A 16002-nucleotide genomic window follows, 5' to 3' on the forward strand; every position below is an offset into this window, starting at 1 on the left:
CGGCCGACTCGGCCGCTGCGGCCGCCGGGCTCTGGCCGACGGCGACGGCCGCGGCGCCGCCTGCGCCGGCGGCGAGCAGGGTGCGTCTGGAGGTGCTCACGGGGCTGTGCTGCACGGGCGCTCCCGGGGATGGAGGAGTGAAGTGAAGGAAACTTCCAAGGAGTTACGGATATCCGGAAAGTTATTGCCGGTCAAGGGGGTGGGGGTGGCGGAGCCGCCGTGTCCGGCCGTGCGGATGGCTGGACGGGCGGAACCGAAACGCCGTACCGCCCGTCCGATCGGCGGGCTGCCGGGGAGTCACCGTCGCGCGGCGTCGGCGTCGCTGCTGGCTGCGACCGCCGACCACCCTCCTTCAGCCGCGCCCCGGCCGGCAGCCCGCCGTCACCGGCGCGCCCCCTCCAGAGCGCCGGTGACGGTCCCTTCGGCCCCGGTCGGCCGGCGCTCGCCCGGCCCGCGGCCTCAGGCCGAGTCGTTGAGCAGCCGTGACAGGTGGTCGCGGCCGGCGGCGAGCAGCCCGGGCAGGGGCGCGGCCTGCGGGTACCAGCGGGCCTCGTACTCCCAGCAGAGCCAGCCGTCCCAGCCCGCGCGGCTGAGTACGTCCAGGCACTCGGCGAGCGGCAGCACACCCGCGCCGAGTGCGAGCGGAGTCGTGTCGTCGGCCGAGGCGATGTCCTTGACCTGCACATAGCCGAGATACGGGGCGAGTTCGGCGTAGCTGTCGGCGGGCTCCTCGCCGCCCAGCCAGGTGTGCATCACATCCCACAGGACGCCCACACCGCCGTGCCCCGCCGGGCCGAGCACCCGGGCCGCGTCCGCCCCGGTCCGGTGCGAGTCGTGCGTCTCGAGCAGGACACGGACGCCGAGTTCGGCCGCAGGGCCGGCCGCGGCCGCGAGCCGGCGGATCGCGTTGGCGTCCGCCTCCCCGGGGCTCGGCGCGTCGCCGCCGCCGGGGAAGACCCGGACGTATCCGGCGCCGAGGTCGCGGGCGAGCTCGGTGAGCGCACGGATCTCCGCGAGCACGGCCGCGTCGTCGCCCGGCGCGGCCACCCGCGGATAGCCGGCGACCCCCACGATCTCCAGGCCGGCGTCCTTGAACAGGGCCACGGCGTCGTCCCGTTCACCCTGGCCCGCCCCCGGGTGCAGCGGCTCCTCGGCATGCGCCCGCAGCTCCACCCCGTGGTACCCGTTCTCCGCGGCCAGCCGTACGACCTCCGGCAGCGCGAGCCCGGGCACCCCGAGCGTGGAAAAGGCCAGCTTCATGAGGGGCTCCCGACTGCCATACCGAGGGATGCAGCTACTGCGCGAACCGTATGACCGGTCGCGGCCCGCGGGAAACCGCCTGGCCGCAGGATCCTCCAGGTCTCTCCGTTCCGCTCGCTCCGTTCTGCTCTCTCCGTTCCGCTCTCCCCGTTCCGCATCGGGGAACTCCTCTGCCTGTACACGACAACCTGTTGTACGTTGCTGCCTCGTCGGGCGGGAACTTCGGGGGGCGGTACGTGAACTCGCAGGACTGGCTACGGCCTTGGGTGGCGGCGCGGCGCGTGCAGCAGCCCGGTGAACCCAGTGCGTGGGAGGAGCGGTTCCGGGAGCTGCAGAAGTGGCGCGCAGGACTCGGTCTGGTCATCAGCCTCGGCCTGTACACGCTCGTCCCCGGCATCCCCTTCGAGTTCACCGGCGACCCGCTCACCCACGGGATCATCACCGCCGCCGTGATCACCCTGCTGGTGCCGTTCGTCTTCGGCGCGGCGTTGCTGGCCGCGCACGACCGGGACGACCGGGCGCTGCGGCCCTTGCTGCGCAAGTGTGCGGCGGCCTGGGGGAGTTTCGTCGGTGCGGTCGCGGTGGTGGCCGTACTCGCCGTGCTGATCAGCAGGTCCGGCAGTCCGTGGCTGCTCCTGGCGGTGCCGGTCATCGTCTGGCTCGTGATCTTCTGGGCGGTCTCGGTCTTCCACGTCAACCGCTGGTTCTTCGGCACCGGCCGTGTGCACGCGATGCTGCCGCCGATCATCCTGATCGTGATCGTGTGGATCTCCAAGCTGCTGCACTCCACCGGTGGTTCCGCGCTCGGGGAGGAGGGCCCGGGCATCGCCGGGATCGTCGTGGAGTACGGCGGTGCCCTCGCCGTGACCGCACTGGCCGGCGCGGAGATCGTGCTGCTGCGCCGCCACGGCCTGCGCTTCCGCACCCGCCTGCCGATGCCGCCCCCGACTCTCCCGCCGGGCCGACCGCCCACCCCGGCGCCGCAGCCCGGCCCGTACCGCCCGTACTGAACGGTTCGACCGCCGACTCGCCCGGCCGCCCGCCGAACGTCAGCCCAGCTCCCCGGCCTTGGGGAACTCGTCGGTCGAGATGACGATCTTGCGGTCGTCCGACAGCGGCAGCACGAGATCGCCCCCGAACGCCACGTCCTCGGCGTCCTTGTAGCCGCCCGTGCGCTCCGGCTGCTGGTGCACCGTGCAGACGGCGTCCTCGGGGTCGACCGTGACGTACACCGGGATCCCGCACTCCGCGTACAGCCGGAACTTCTTCGCGAAGTCGTTGTCACGGCTGCTGCGGGAGACGACCTCGATGACGGCGTCCAGGCTGTGCCACTCGAATCGCCCGCGGGAGTTGCGGTCGGAGCCGGGCGAGCCTCCGTATGCCGATACGTACAACGATAGCCAAGCCTCACCCGCGCGGCGCCGCCGTCGACCCCCGCACCATCAGCTCGCCGTGCACCGTCGCGACCCCGCCCGGCGGCTCCTTCTCGCGGGACATCGCGATACGCCCCGCCCGCGCCCCGGCCTCGTACAGCGGCAGCCGTACGGTCGTCAGGGCCGGGACCGTGTCGATGCTGAACGGCAGATCGTCGAAACCGGCCACCGAGACGTCGTCCGGGATACGGCGCCCCGCATCGCGCAGCGCCGCGCACGCGCCGAGTGCGACCGAGTCGTTCGCCGCCACGATCGCGGTCAACGACGGGTCGCGGCGCAGCAGTTCGAGCGCGGCGTCGTAGCCGGAGCTGCGGTCGTAAGGGCCGTGCACGGTCTCGCCGTCGGGCAGCCCGGCGGCGGCGAGCGCGGCGCGGTGGCCCTCGAGCCGGTGGCGGGTGGTGGTGCGCTCCTCGGGGCCCGCGATGTAGCCGATGGCGCGGTGTCCGAGCCCGAGCAGATGCTCGGTGAGGCGCCGGCCGCCGCCACGGTTGTCGAAGGTCAGCGCGACCGCGCCGGTGTCCGGCGCGGGCGGGCGGCCGCACAGCACCACACGGGTGCCCGCGTCGGTGAGCCGCTCCATCTTCGCGGCAAGCGCGTTCATGTGCTCGGCGTCCTCGATCGCGCCGCCGGTGATGACGACCGCGTCGGCGCGCTGGCGCTGCAGCAGCGTGAGGTAGGTCAGCTCGCGCTCCGGTGAGCCGCCGGTGTTGCAGACGACGGCGAGGCGTTCGCCGCCGGCCCGGCCGCCGGGGCCGATCTCGGACTGCACGGCCCCGGCCATGATGCCGAAGAACGGGTCGGCGATGTCGTTGACCAGAATCCCGACCAGGTCCGACGCGGAGGCGGCGAGCGAACTGGCCGGCCCGTTCAGGACGTAGTCCAGTTCGTCGACCGCGCGCAGCACCCGCTCGCGGGTGCCGGCCGCCACCGGGTAGTTGCCGTTCAGGACACGGGAGACGGTGGCGGGGGAGACCTGCGCGCGCGCCGCCACATCCGCGAGGGTCACCGTCATCTCGTCCTCCGCGCTTCCATGCCCGTCATCGCGCCGCCCTCCGGCACCGCACCGTCGTCATCGCGCCGCCGCCTCCGGATCATGCATCGCCTCCGAGCCATTCGTCGTCTCCGAGCCATCGGGAAACCGGTCCCCACGCCCCCTTGTACAGGGCTCGGCCCGCAGGCTAGCTTTCTTGAGCGTAGAAAGCGCTTGCTATGAGGTTCGGTGAAGTATCCGGCGGCCGGACCCGGGTGAGCCGAACCGCGTTCGGAGGACTTCTGTGACACGCAAGACGGTGCGCATCGCCATGAACGGTGTGACGGGGCGGATGGGCCACCGCCAGCATCTGGTCCGCTCGATCCTCGCGCTCCGCGAGCAGGGCGGCCTCGATCTCGGGGACGGCACGGTCCTGTGGCCCGAGCCGGTCCTGGTCGGCCGCCGCGAGCACGCGCTCCGTGCCCTCGCCGACCGGCACGGTCTGGAGCACATCGCCACGGACCTCGACGCGGTGCTCGCCGACGACAGCATCGACATCTACTTCGACGCCCAGGTCACCTCGGCCCGCGAGGAGGCACTGAAGAAAGCGATCTCCGCCGGCAAGCACATCTACACCGAGAAGCCCAGCGCCACCGGCCTGGACGGCGCCCTCGAGCTCGCCCGGCTCGCACACGCCGCCGGCATCAAGCACGGCGTCGTCCAGGACAAGATCTTCCTGCCGGGCCTGCTCAAGCTGAAGCGCCTGATCGACGGCGGCTTCTTCGGCCGCATCCTGTCCGTACGCGGCGAGTTCGGCTACTGGGTCTTCGAGGGCGACTGGCAGGAGGCGCAGCGCCCGTCCTGGAACTACCGCTCGGAGGACGGCGGCGGCATCGTCGTCGACATGTTCCCGCACTGGGAGTACGTGCTGCACGAGCTGTTCGGCCGGGTCACCGCCGTCACCGCGCACGCCGCCACCCACATCCCGGAGCGCTTCGACGAGCAGGGCAAGCCGTACCAGGCGACCGCCGACGACGCCGCGTACGGCATCTTCGAGCTGGACGGCGGCGCGATCGCCCAGATCAACTCCTCCTGGACGGTCCGGGTCAACCGCGACGAACTCGTCGAGTTCCAGGTCGACGGCACCGAGGGCTCCGCCGTCGCCGGACTGCGCAACTGCCGCGCCCAGCACCGCTCTTCGACCCCGAAGCCGGTGTGGAACCCGGACCTGCCCGCCACCGAGGCGTTCCGCGAGCAGTGGCAGGAGATCCCCGACAACCAGCCCGAGGGCGGCGACTTCGCCAACGGCTTCAAGGCGCAGTGGGAGCTGTTCCTGCGCCATGTGTACGCGGACGCGCCCTACCACTGGGACCTGCTGGCCGGCGCCCGCGGCGTCCAGCTCGCCGAGCTCGGTCTCAAGTCGTCCGCCGAGGGCCGCCGCCACGAGGTCCCGGAGCTGACGCTGTGACCGTCGTACTGCCCCGCCCGGACGGCACCACCGCCCGCTACGAGCCGCGCACCGAGCCGCTGTCCCTCACCCCGGGCGCCCCGCTCGTCTCGCGCACCGTCTTCTCGGCCGCGCACGTCGTCGCCGACCCGCTCGCGGACGTCTCGCCCGACGATCCGGCCGCGGTCGACTGGGACGCCACGCTCGCCTTCCGCCGGCATCTGTGGGCGCAGGGCCTCGGCGTCGCGGAGGCCATGGACACCGCGCAGCGCGGCATGGGCCTGGACTGGGCGGGCGCGGCCGAACTGATCCGCCGCTCCTCGGCCGAGGCACGGGCCGTCGGCGGCCGCATCGCCTGCGGCGTCGGCACCGACCAGCTCCCGCCCGCCGCGCAGGACCGCACCGAGCACGCCCTGAAGGCCGTACGGGCCGCCTACGAGGAGCAGTTGGCCGTCGTCGAGGAAGCGGGCTCGCAGTCGATCCTGATGGCCTCGCGCGCCCTCGCGGCCGCCGCCCGCGGACCCGAGGACTACCTGGAGACGTACGGACATCTGCTGCGGCAGGCCGCCGAACCGGTGATCCTGCACTGGCTGGGCCCGATGTTCGACCCCGCCCTGGAGGGCTACTGGGGCTCCTCGGACCTGGACGCCGCCACCGAGACCTTCCTCGAGGTGATCGCCGCCCACCCCGACAAGGTCGACGGCATCAAGGTCTCGCTGCTCGACGCCGAGCGCGAGATCGACATCCGGCGCCGGCTCCCGGAGGGCGTGCGCTGCTACACCGGCGACGACTTCAACTACCCGGAGCTGATCGCTGGCGACGAGCCCGGCACCGGCGGCCGCTTCAGCCATGCCCTGCTCGGCATCTTCGACCCGCTCGCGCCGATCGCCGCCGAGGCCGTACGCGTACTGGACACCGGGGACCGGCAGGGCTTCCGCGCGCTGCTCGACCCCACCGTCGAGCTGTCCCGGCACCTGTTCGAGGACCCGACCCGCTACTACAAGACCGGTGTGGTGCTGCTCGCCTGGCTGGCCGGGCACCAGTCGCACTTCACCATGGTCGGCGGGCTGCAGTCGGCGCGCTCGCTGCCGCATCTGGCGCGCGCGTACGAACTCGCGGACGGGCTCGGCCTGTTCCCCGACCCCGCCCTCGCCGAGAGCCGCATCTCGTCCCTGCTGCACGTCCACGGAGTCGCCCAGTGACCTCACACGGCCTCACCCGCTTCAGCATCAACCAGATGACCGTGAAGAAGCTGTCCCTGCCCGAACTCGCCGAGGCCTGCGCGCGCGTGGGCGTCGGCCAGGTGGGCCTGTGGCGCGAGCCGGTGCAGGAGTACGGCGTGGAGTCGGCCGCCAAGCTGATGCGGGACGCCGGGCTCGCGGTGACGACCCTGTGCCGCGGTGGTTTCCTCACCGACATCGACGCCCACGCGCGCGTGGCGGCCGTCGACGACAACAAGAGGGCGGTCGACGAGGCGGCGGTGCTCGGCACCGACACCCTGGTCCTCGTCTCGGGCGGCCTGCCCGCCGGCAGCCGGGACCTGACCGGCGCGCGCGAGCGCATCGCCGACGCCCTGGCCGAACTCGGTCCCTACGCCGCCGATCGGGGCGTACGCCTGGCCATCGAACCGCTGCATCCGATGTACGCCGCGGACCGCTGCGTGGTCTCCACCCTGAAGCAGGCCAACGACCTGGCGGAACGCTTCCCGGCCGACCAGGTCGGCGTCTGCGTGGACACGTACCACGTCTGGTGGGACGACACCGCACCCGCCGAGCTGGCCAGGGCCGGCGCGCACGGCCGGCTGCACGCCTTCCAACTGGCGGACTGGGTCACCCCGTTGCCCGAGGGAGTGCTCACGGGCCGCGGACAGCTCGGGGACGGCTCGGTCGACCTGGCCGCCTGGTGCGGCCTCGCCCGGGACGCCGGGCACACCGGCCCGATCGAGGTGGAGCTCTTCAACGCAGGCCTCTGGGCACGCGACGGGGGCGAGGTCCTGGCCGAGACGGCGGAGCGGTACCTGCGGCACACGACGTGAGGCGACGGCGGGCCGCTCCTGACCGCGGCCCGCCGTCGCTCACTTCGGCCGCTTGCCGAGCACGCTGCCCAGTAGATCGCCGAGGTCCGGGGACGAGCCGCCGGACGCGGCGGGCCCCGCCTTCGCCGACTTGCTGCGTTTCGACAGGACGGCGAGGAGCACCGGGATCAGCAGCTCGATCGCCCGCATCACCGCGGGTACCGGAAGCCCGGTCTTCTTCGCCACGGCCGTGGCCACCGGCTTGCTGACCTTGGCCAGGACGCCCGCCATCATGCCGCCGCCCAGCAGCCCGCCGAGACCGCCGCCGAGGCCGCCGAGGGTGGCCACGCCCTGCAGCGGCGCCTCGCCGGCCTGCTCGGCGGATTCGGCGGCCTCGGCGGATTCGTCGAGTGCCTGCCGCACCTCGTCCGCGTCCTCGGGCGGACCCGCCGCCTTCTCCTGCAGCCCGCCGGACAGCGCCGACACGGCGGTCCGTACGACGTCCTCGGCGGCGCCGCGGTCCGTGCCGAGGGCGTCGGCGATCTCACCGAGCCGCTCGTCGCCCAGCTCCGCGAGTACGTCCGTCTCGAGCTTCGCCGGCTCGGCCGGCCCTTCGGGGGAGTCGTCGCTCATGTCCGAAACGCTACGGCCGGTGCTCCGCTTCGGCACCCGGAGAAATTCTTCGAGGAATCCTGTTCCAGCCGTACAACCCTTTGCAGGGGACGTGGGTCGTACTTGGCATCAGGGCTTCCTGGAGGGGGATCCGGGGGGATACGGAGGAGTCCTGACAGGGAGGGGAACCCCGAGGGGGCTCGGTCCACGGACCGGGCCCCCTCGAAGTGTCCACAGCAGGTTTCCAGCCGCTTCCAGTCCCGCTCTCCGACCGGGCTCCCCGGCTGTCGTACCCCGGCGGTAGCGTCGGATCATGGCGAATATGGCGGTGGTCGAGGGCGTCCTCGAGCGGATCACGTATGCCAATGAGGAGAACGGCTACACGGTCGCCCGAGTGGACACCGGCCGCGGCGCGGGGGACCTGCTCACGGTGGTCGGCTCACTGCTCGGCGCACAGGCCGGCGAATCGCTGCGCATGGAGGGCCGCTGGGGCTCCCACCCGCAGTACGGCAAGCAGTTCACGGTGGAGAACTACACGACGGTCCTCCCCGCCACCATCCAGGGCATCCGCCGCTATCTGGGCTCCGGCCTCATCAAGGGCATCGGCCCCCGTATCGCCGAGCGCATCGTGGCCCACTTCGGCACCGACACCCTGGACGTCATCGAGCAGGACCCCGGCCGCCTCATCGAGGTCGAGGGCCTCGGCCCCAAGCGCACCAAGCTGATCGGCGCCGCCTGGGAGGAGCAGAAGGCCATCAAGGAGGTCATGGTCTTCCTGCAGGGCGTCGGCGTCTCCACCTCCATCGCGGTCCGCATCTACAAGAAGTACGCGGACGCCTCGATCTCCGTGGTGAAGAACCAGCCGTATCGCCTGGCCGCCGACGTCTGGGGCATCGGCTTCCTGACCGCCGACCGCATCGCGCAGTCCGTCGGCATCCCGCACGACAGCCCGGACCGGGTCAAGGCAGGCCTGCAGTACGCCCTTTCGCAGTCCAGCGACCAGGGGCACTGCTTCCTGCCCGAGCAGCAGCTGATCGGCGACGCGGTCAAGCTCCTCCAGGTCGACACCGGCCTGGTCATCGACTGCCTCGGCGAGCTCGCGGGCGAGGAGGAGGGCGTCGTAAGGGAGCAGGTGCCGGGCCCGGACGGGGGCGATCCGGTCACCGCGGTCTATCTGGTGCCGTTCCACCGCGCCGAGTTGTCGCTGTCCGGGCAGCTGCTGCGGCTGCTGCGCAGCGAGGAGGACCGGATGCCGGCCTTCCGTGACGTCGACTGGGAGCGGGCGCTCGGCTGGCTGCGTGGCCGCACCGGCGCCGAACTCGCCCCGGAGCAGGAGGAGGCGGTCAAGCTCGCGCTGACCCGCAAGGCGGCCGTACTCACCGGCGGCCCCGGCTGCGGCAAGTCGTTCACCGTCCGCTCGATCGTCGAACTGGCCCGTGCCAAGGGCGCGAAGGTGATCCTCGCAGCCCCCACCGGCCGCGCCGCGAAGCGTCTCGCCGAGCTCACCGGAGCCGAAGCCTCCACCGTGCACCGGCTCCTGGAGCTGAAGCCGGGCGGGGACGCGGCGTACGACAGGGAGCGCCCGCTCGACGCCGATCTGATCGTCGTCGACGAGGCCTCGATGCTGGACCTGCTGCTTGCCAACAAACTGGTGAAGGCCGTCCCGCCCGGCGCCCATCTGCTCTTCGTCGGGGACGTGGACCAACTGCCGAGCGTCGGCGCGGGCGAGGTCCTCAGGGACCTGCTCGCGGAGGGCGGCCCGGTGCCGGCGGTCCGCCTCACCCGCATCTTCCGGCAGGCGCAGCAGTCCGGCGTGGTGACCAACGCCCACCGGATCAACTCGGGGACGCCGCCGCTCACTCAGGGCCTGAAGGACTTCTTCCTCTTCGTCGAGGACGACACCGAGGAGGCGGGCCGGCTCACGGTGGACGTCGCGGCCCGCCGGGTCCCCGCGAAGTTCGGCCTCGATCCGCGGCGCGACGTCCAGGTGCTCGCCCCGATGCACCGCGGCCCGGCGGGCGCCGGCACGCTCAACGGCCTGCTGCAGCAGGCGATCACCCCGGCCCGCCCGGACCTTCCCGAGAAGCGCTTCGGCGGCCGTACGTTCCGCGTGGGGGACAAGGTCACCCAGATCAGGAACAATTACGACAAGGGCGCCAATGGCGTCTTCAACGGCACGGTCGGTGTCGTCACCGCACTCGATCCCGACGACCAGCGCCTGACCGTCCGTACCGACGAGGACGAGGAGGTGGGCTACGACTTCGACGAACTCGACGAGCTGGCCCACGCCTACGCGGTCACCATCCACCGCTCCCAGGGCAGCGAGTACCCGGCCGTCGTGATCCCGGTGACCACCAGCGCCTGGATGATGCTCCAGCGCAACCTCCTCTACACCGCGGTCACTCGGGCCAAGAAGCTGGTCGTGCTTGTGGGTTCGCGCAAGGCTCTGGGGCAAGCTGTCCGTACGGTTTCCGCGGGCCGGCGGTGCACGGCTCTGGATCACCGGCTGCGTGGCCACCGACCCCCGCAATTTTGATCGATCATTTTGGTGGGATGTGTCACGCAGGTCTTCCCGCGCGGGGTCCGAGCGGGCAGGATGAGTAGGTTGGCGGCACTCAGTGCCGCCATTGGGCCCATTGGTCGACCCCGAGTGCACCTTTCAGGTCCAAATGGGGGATGGTAGAGACAGTCAGGGCACCTCGAAGAAGAGGCACAACGTCGGTGAGGGATGACGTGAGCGAGCACAACGACAACGCGGTAGTACTGCGGTACGGCGACGGCGAGTACACCTACCCGGTGGTCGACAGCACCGTCGGTGACAAGGGCTTCGATATCGGCAAGCTCCGCGCCCAGACCGGTCTGGTGACCCTGGACAGCGGCTACGGCAACACTGCCGCCTACAAATCCGGGATCACCTATCTGGACGGCGAGCAGGGCATCCTGCGCTACCGCGGCTACCCGATCGAGCAGCTCGCCGAGCGCTCGACCTTCGTCGAGGTCGCGTACCTGCTGATCAACGGCGAGCTGCCGACGGTCGACGAGCTCGCGACCTTCCGTGACGAGATCACCCAGCACACCCTGCTGCACGAGGACGTCAAGCGCTTCTACGACGGCTTCCCGCGTGACGCCCACCCGATGGCGATGCTGTCCTCGGTGGTCAGCGCCCTGTCGACGTTCTACCAGGACAGCCACAACCCGTTCGACGAGAAGCAGCGCCACCTCTCCACGATCCGGCTGCTCGCCAAGCTTCCGACGATCGCGGCCTACGCGTACAAGAAGTCGGTCGGCCACCCGGTGGTCTACCCGAGCAACAACCTGGGCTACGTCGAGAACTTCCTGCGCATGACGTTCTCCGTGCCGGCCGCCGAGTACGACCTCGACCCGACCGTGGTCTCCGCGCTCGACAAGCTGCTCATCCTGCACGCGGACCACGAGCAGAACTGCTCGACCTCCACCGTGCGTCTCGTCGGCTCCTCGCAGGCGAACATGTTCGCCTCGATCTCCGCCGGCATCTCCGCGCTCTGGGGCCCGCTGCACGGCGGCGCCAACCAGTCCGTCCTGGAGATGCTCGAGGGCATCCGCGACTCGGGCAACGACGTGGACACCTTCATCCGCAAGGTGAAGGACAAGGAGGACGGCGTCCGCCTGATGGGCTTCGGCCACCGGGTCTACAAGAACTTCGACCCGCGCGCGAAGATCATCAAGGCCGCCGCGCACGACGTCCTCTCCGCGCTCGGCAAGTCCGACGAACTCCTCGACATCGCCCTCAAGCTCGAGGAGCACGCGCTGAACGACGAGTACTTCGTCGAGCGCAAGCTCTACCCGAACGTGGACTTCTACACCGGTCTGATCTACCGGGCGATGGGCTTCCCCACCGAGATGTTCACCGTGCTCTTCGCGCTCGGCCGGCTGCCCGGCTGGATCGCCCAGTGGCACGAGATGATCAAGGAGCCCGGCTCCCGCATCGGCCGTCCGCGGCAGATCTACACGGGCATCGTCGAGCGGGACTTCGTGCCCGTCGAGGCCCGCTGACCCTGGAGCCCGGCCGCTTCGCGGTCACTCCGGTCGACTCAAGAGAAGCGCCCCGCCGCCGGTCCCCCCACGGGCCGACGGTCGGGGCGCTTCCATGTTCCCGGTGCGGATTCCCCCCACGGGATCCGGCCGGGCGTTCTGGGTGGTGCCGGGGTGCACCTGTTGAGCCGCGTATCTGCCGGGACGCGTACGTACGGGGTGGGCCGCTCAAGCTCCCCGGTGCACGTGCCCCGGCAACGCTCCCTCGCGACCGTGCGGGCCCGCAAGGTACCTCGGACTGGAACGTCCCCCAAGACGTCCCCGAATGCCCGAAACGCCCCCCAAGACGTCTCGGCCATCGCAGATTTAGACCTACGAGACCCCTCAATGGTTACGTTCGGATTGCTGTGATCTACGTCTCTTGCTTATGTCTCGAACGTGCGCAAGGGCCCCGAATCGTCGATCTGGAGCCAAGAGTAAGGGAGTTGTGGCCGCTATGTGAAGGTCTTCAGGCGAAGGCTGTTCGTCACAACGAAGACCGAGGAGAAGGCCATCGCCGCTCCGGCGATCATCGGGTTGAGCAGGCCTGCCGCGGCGAGGGGAAGTGCGGCCACGTTGTAGCCGAAGGCCCAGCACAGGTTCCCCTTGATCGTGGAGAGCGTTCTGCGGGACAGGCGGATCGCCACCGGGGCCGTCCGCAGGTCGCCGCGCACCAGGGTGAGGTCGCCGGCCTCGATCGCGGCGTCCGTCCCCGTACCCATCGCGAGGCCGAGATCGGAGGTGGCGAGCGCGGCCGCGTCATTGACCCCGTCGCCGACCATCGCCACCGTACGGCCCTCCGCCTGCAGCCGTTCGACGACTGCCACCTTGTCCTCCGGCAGCACCTCCGCGTACACCTGCTCGGGGTCGATGCCCACCTCGGCGGCGACGGCCTCGGCGACGGTGTGGTGGTCTCCGGTGAGGAGCACCGGGGTCAGGCCGAGCGCGCGCAGTTCGGCGACGGCCTCGGCGCTGGTCTCCTTGACCGCGTCCGAGACGGTCAGGATGCCGCGTGCGGTGTCGTCCACGGCGACGGCCACGGCGGTGCGGCCCTGCCGGCGGGCCGCCGCGAGCGCCTCGGTGAGCGCTTCCGGCAGGACGATCCCGGCGTCGGTCAGGAGGCGTTCGCGGCCCGCGAGGACACGATGGCCCTCGACCGTGCCGCGGACGCCGAGCCCGGGCACGTTCTCGAAGTCGGTGACGGGCGGCAGGGTGGTGCCGAGCTGCTCTGCCGCGCCGGCGGCGACGGCTTGCGCGATGGGGTGTTCGGAGGCGTGCTCCAGGGCGCCTGCGAGCCGTAGGACGTCGCCGACCGTGGTGGTGTCGGTGGTGTGGGTGGTGAGGAGGGTCATGCGGCCGGTGGTGACGGTGCCGGTCTTGTCGAGGACGACGGTGTCGGCGCGGCGGGTGGATTCGAGTACTTCGGGTCCCTTGATGAGGATGCCGAGTTGGGCGCCGCGTCCGGTGCCGACCATGAGGGCGGTGGGGGTGGCGAGTCCGAGGGCGCAGGGGCAGGCGATGATCAGTACGGCGACGGCGGCGGTGAAGGCGGCGGTCGGGCCGGATCCGGAGCCGAGCCAGAAGCCGAGCGTGCAGGCCGCGACCAGCAGCACCACCGGTACGAACACGGCGGACACTCGGTCGGCGAGGCGCTGCACCTCGGCCTTGCCGTTCTGTGCGTCCTCCACCAGGCGGGCCATCCGGGCGAGTCGGGTGTCGGCGCCGACCCGGGTCGCCTCCACGACCAGGCGGCCCGAGAGATTCACACAGCCGCCGGTCACCTGGTCGCCCGAGGCGGCGTCCCGGGGTGCGGATTCGCCGGTGAGCATGGCGGTGTCCACGGCGGACATGCCCGATACGACGGTGCCGTCGGTGGCGATCGTCTCGCCGGGTCGTACGACGAACCGGTCGCCGATCGCCAGCCGGGACACCGGGACGCGCACCTCGGTGCCGCCGCGCAGCAGGGCGGCGTCCTTGGCGCCCAGGTCGAGCAGGGCATGCAGGGCGGCCCCTGCGCGGCGCTTGGCGCGGGCCTCGAGCCAGCGGCCGAGCAGGATGAAGGTGACGACGCCGGCGGCGACCTCGAGGTAGATGGTCCCGGCGGCATCGCCCCGGGACACGGTGAGGTCGAAGCCGTGCCGCATCCCCGGCATCCCCGCGTCACCGAGGAACAGCGCCCACAGGGACCAGCCGAACGCGGCGAGCGTGCCGATCGAGACCAGGGTGTCCATGGTGGCGGCGCCGTGCCGTGCGTTGGTCCAGGCCGCGCGGTGGAACGGCAGTCCGCCCCAGACCACGACGGGCGCGGCCAGCGTCAGGGACAGCCACTGCCAGTTGTCGAACTGCAGCGACGGGATCATCGCGAGCAGTACGACGGGCAGGGCGAGTACGGCGGAGACGGTGAAGCGGCGGCGCAGCGCGTCGGCCTCGCTCTCACCGTCGTCGGCGGCCGCGGTGGCTTCCGGGGTGTCCGGGTCCGGCGGGCGCAGTTCCTCGGCGGTGTAGCCGAGCTTCTCGACGGTGGCGATCAGCTCGGCGAGCTCGCGGCCCTCGGAGTACGAGACATGGGCCCGCTCGGTGGCGAGATTGACCGAGGCCGTCACGCCCTCCAGGCGGTTCAGCTTCTTCTCGATGCGCGAGGAGCAGGAGGCGCAGGTCATCCCGCCGATGGCGAGCTCGGCCTCGGTGCCGGGCAGCGGCGGGGCGTCGGGGACGGCCGTGTGGGACATGGGCGGTTCTTTCCGGCTCTGGCCGTGGGCGGTGGACTCCAGGGCGACGGAACCCGGGCGACGGAATCCGGGCGACGGATCCCAGGGTATTTCCGCCGGGGCGCGGTGCGTGCGCCGGTCGGGCGGTGCGTGCGCCGGGGTGCGGTGCGTGCCCGCCGCCCGGTGGTGCGAGGGCGCGCACCGCCGGGGCGGTCAGGCGCGGCCGGTCAGCTCGTATCCGGCCTCGTCGACCGCGGCGCGGACGGCCTCGTCGTCGAGCGCGGACTCGGAGACGACGGTGACCTGACCGGAGGCGGCCACCGCCTTGACCGAGGTGACGCCCGCCAGCTCCGAGATCTCGCTCGACACGGCGCCCTCGCAGTGACCGCAGGTCATGCCCGTGACCTGGTAGACGGTGGTGACTGCGCCGCCCTGCTCGGCCGCGCCGCCGTCGTGGCAGGAGCCGGTGGGCGAGCAGCAGGAGCCGGTGGCGGCGGTCTCGGTGGTCGCTGCGGTCTCGGTCTTGGCGGTCATGTCGGTCTCCTCGTCGCGAAGTGCGGGTGGCCGGACGGCGGGCGGCCGTCCGCGGGGGAGCCGGGCCCGCGGTGGCGGGTCCAGAGCTTCGCCGCACCCCCGACTCTATACCCCTAGGGGGTACTTTCCAAATGGTCGCGCGATGACCCGGCCGGCGCGGCACGATCGCCGATCAGCGGATCCAGGTAGCGGAACATGGCCGTCTTCAACTCCTGTATGTACGCCTCCCGTTCGGCGCCCTCGTGCGTCTGGATCAGGTCGAGACCCGCCTTGAAGAGGGCCAGGGTCATGTTCGCCGTACGGGCGACCTCGGCTTCGGGAGCGTCGGGCAGATAGCCGGACATCAGCTCCTCGATCCGGTGGAGCACGGCCGTGTGCACGCTCTCGATCTCCCGGGTGATCCGGCCCGGTGTGTCCGGGCCGTGCATCAGGACGCCGAACGCGGGGTTCTCGAAGTTGAACGAGATCAGCGGATCGAGGACGGCGTCGAGCATCTCGGGCAGCGGCAGGGTCGCGTGCTCGTCGCGCAGGGCCTGGCCCTGCGAGTCGCGCCAGCGGTGCAGCAGGCGGTCGCCCAACTCGACGGCGATCGCCTCCTTGTTGGGGAAGAACTGGTACAGCGTGCCGGGGGAGACGCCGGCCTCGCGGGCGATCGCATTGGTGCTCGCCGCGGTGTATCCGGTGTGGCTGAAGACCACGCCGGCGGCCTCGAGCAGCTGCTCGATGCGGCGCTCGCCGCGCGCCTGGCGGCGGCGGGGCTTCGTGGGCTGCTCGCCCGGTGCGGGGTCCTCGCCGGCCGGTCGGTCCGGGGTGGCTGCCGGCTCCTCGGGTGCGTTGTCCACAGCTTTCCTGCTCCGGTCTTGATCCGCTTGACAAACACGAGCGGCCACTCGCATTCTTGACGAATGCGAGTGGTGACTCGCGTTTGCCAGTCTATGGCAATGGACGACCTCCACCGCCTGCCTGCTTCTTGC

Annotated in this window: 13 protein-coding genes; 6 read left to right on the forward strand and 7 right to left on the reverse strand. The window is 71.4% G+C overall.

The features are described from left to right. Nucleotides 1-459: 459 nt before the first annotated feature. On the reverse strand, nucleotides 460-1260 hold the full coding sequence (locus DY218_RS16470) for a sugar phosphate isomerase/epimerase family protein (RefSeq protein ID WP_128556802.1): 801 nt from the start codon (nucleotides 1258-1260) through the stop codon (nucleotides 460-462). A 236-nt stretch (nucleotides 1261-1496) separates the two neighbouring features. Here DY218_RS16470 and DY218_RS16475 point away from each other — a divergent pair, with 236 nt between their 5' ends. Further along, nucleotides 1497-2270: a hypothetical protein gene (locus DY218_RS16475; protein WP_128556803.1), complete on the forward strand. Its 774-nt coding sequence runs from the start codon at nucleotides 1497-1499 to the stop codon at nucleotides 2268-2270. Between the two features lie 39 nt (nucleotides 2271-2309). On the opposite strand, the gene DY218_RS16480 is transcribed toward DY218_RS16475, so the two are convergent. Then, entirely contained in the window at nucleotides 2310-2654 is a 345-nt protein-coding gene (locus tag DY218_RS16480; RefSeq protein ID WP_128556804.1) for a Uma2 family endonuclease, read from the reverse strand. 13 nt (nucleotides 2655-2667) lie between these two features. Continuing rightward, nucleotides 2668-3705 carry a LacI family DNA-binding transcriptional regulator gene (locus DY218_RS16485; RefSeq protein WP_128556805.1) on the reverse strand — a complete coding sequence of 346 codons (1038 nt, stop codon included), beginning with the start codon at nucleotides 3703-3705 and terminating at the stop codon, nucleotides 2668-2670. A gap of 262 nt (nucleotides 3706-3967) precedes the next feature. Between DY218_RS16485 and DY218_RS16490 the strand changes: the two genes are divergently transcribed. From DY218_RS16490 to DY218_RS16500, 3 genes are read left to right on the forward strand one after another with little or no spacing between them, the layout of a single operon-like run. Further along, nucleotides 3968-5131, forward strand: coding sequence for a Gfo/Idh/MocA family protein (locus DY218_RS16490; protein WP_199566754.1), 1164 nt, complete (start codon nucleotides 3968-3970; stop codon nucleotides 5129-5131). Beyond that, entirely contained in the window at nucleotides 5128-6312 is a 1185-nt protein-coding gene (locus DY218_RS16495; protein WP_128556806.1) for a dihydrodipicolinate synthase family protein, read from the forward strand. Before DY218_RS16490 ends, DY218_RS16495 begins: the two co-directional genes overlap by 4 nt. Before the next feature lie 35 nt (nucleotides 6313-6347). Continuing rightward, nucleotides 6348-7145 carry a sugar phosphate isomerase/epimerase family protein gene (locus DY218_RS16500; RefSeq protein ID WP_199566756.1) on the forward strand — a complete coding sequence of 266 codons (798 nt, stop codon included), beginning with the start codon at nucleotides 6348-6350 and terminating at the stop codon, nucleotides 7143-7145. Between the two features lie 39 nt (nucleotides 7146-7184). Here DY218_RS16500 and DY218_RS16505 read toward each other — a convergent pair whose 3' ends face one another. Then, nucleotides 7185-7757: a DUF937 domain-containing protein gene (locus DY218_RS16505; protein WP_128556808.1), complete on the reverse strand. Its 573-nt coding sequence runs from the start codon at nucleotides 7755-7757 to the stop codon at nucleotides 7185-7187. 292 nt (nucleotides 7758-8049) lie between these two features. Between DY218_RS16505 and recD2 the strand changes: the two genes are divergently transcribed. Both recD2 and DY218_RS16515 read left to right on the forward strand, forming a co-directional pair. Next, on the forward strand, nucleotides 8050-10272 hold the full coding sequence (gene recD2, locus DY218_RS16510; protein WP_128556809.1) for an SF1B family DNA helicase RecD2: 2223 nt from the start codon (nucleotides 8050-8052) through the stop codon (nucleotides 10270-10272). 185 nt (nucleotides 10273-10457) lie between these two features. Further along, nucleotides 10458-11768: a citrate synthase gene (locus DY218_RS16515; protein ID WP_199566755.1), complete on the forward strand. Its 1311-nt coding sequence runs from the start codon at nucleotides 10458-10460 to the stop codon at nucleotides 11766-11768. A gap of 473 nt (nucleotides 11769-12241) precedes the next feature. Here the strand turns inward: DY218_RS16515 and DY218_RS16520 are convergent, their stop codons facing one another. The 3 genes from DY218_RS16520 to DY218_RS16530 all read right to left on the reverse strand — a co-directional run bounded on the left by DY218_RS16520 (nucleotide 12242) and on the right by DY218_RS16530 (nucleotide 15924). Beyond that, nucleotides 12242-14515: a heavy metal translocating P-type ATPase gene (locus DY218_RS16520; RefSeq protein WP_128556811.1), complete on the reverse strand. Its 2274-nt coding sequence runs from the start codon at nucleotides 14513-14515 to the stop codon at nucleotides 12242-12244. A gap of 192 nt (nucleotides 14516-14707) precedes the next feature. Further along, nucleotides 14708-15028 carry a heavy-metal-associated domain-containing protein gene (locus DY218_RS16525; RefSeq protein WP_128556812.1) on the reverse strand — a complete coding sequence of 107 codons (321 nt, stop codon included), beginning with the start codon at nucleotides 15026-15028 and terminating at the stop codon, nucleotides 14708-14710. Nucleotides 15029-15141: 113 nt separating this feature from the next. After that, nucleotides 15142-15924: a TetR/AcrR family transcriptional regulator gene (locus tag DY218_RS16530; protein ID WP_128556844.1), complete on the reverse strand. Its 783-nt coding sequence runs from the start codon at nucleotides 15922-15924 to the stop codon at nucleotides 15142-15144. Nucleotides 15925-16002 lie beyond the last annotated feature (78 nt).

Source organism: Streptomyces triticagri (assembly GCF_003429565.1).
GTDB classification, from domain to species: Bacteria; Actinomycetota; Actinomycetes; order Streptomycetales; family Streptomycetaceae; genus Streptomyces; species Streptomyces triticagri.

What these genes read in the sequence shown, in the direction of transcription:
- DY218_RS16470 (WP_128556802.1), bottom strand. Translation starts at nt 1,260, where the DNA reads ATGAAGCTGGCCTTTTCCACGCTCGGGGTGCCCGGGCTCGCGCTGCCG.
- DY218_RS16485 (WP_128556805.1), bottom strand. Translation starts at nt 3,705, where the DNA reads ATGACGGTGACCCTCGCGGATGTGGCGGCGCGCGCGCAGGTCTCCCCC.
- DY218_RS16500 (WP_199566756.1), top strand. Translation starts at nt 6,348, where the DNA reads ATGACCGTGAAGAAGCTGTCCCTGCCCGAACTCGCCGAGGCCTGCGCG.
- DY218_RS16505 (WP_128556808.1), bottom strand. Translation starts at nt 7,757, where the DNA reads ATGAGCGACGACTCCCCCGAAGGGCCGGCCGAGCCGGCGAAGCTCGAG.
- recD2 (WP_128556809.1), top strand. Translation starts at nt 8,050, where the DNA reads ATGGCGAATATGGCGGTGGTCGAGGGCGTCCTCGAGCGGATCACGTAT.
- DY218_RS16520 (WP_128556811.1), bottom strand. Translation starts at nt 14,515, where the DNA reads ATGTCCCACACGGCCGTCCCCGACGCCCCGCCGCTGCCCGGCACCGAG.
- DY218_RS16525 (WP_128556812.1), bottom strand. Translation starts at nt 15,028, where the DNA reads ATGACCGCCAAGACCGAGACCGCAGCGACCACCGAGACCGCCGCCACC.
- DY218_RS16530 (WP_128556844.1), bottom strand. Translation starts at nt 15,924, where the DNA reads ATGCGAGTGGCCGCTCGTGTTTGTCAAGCGGATCAAGACCGGAGCAGG.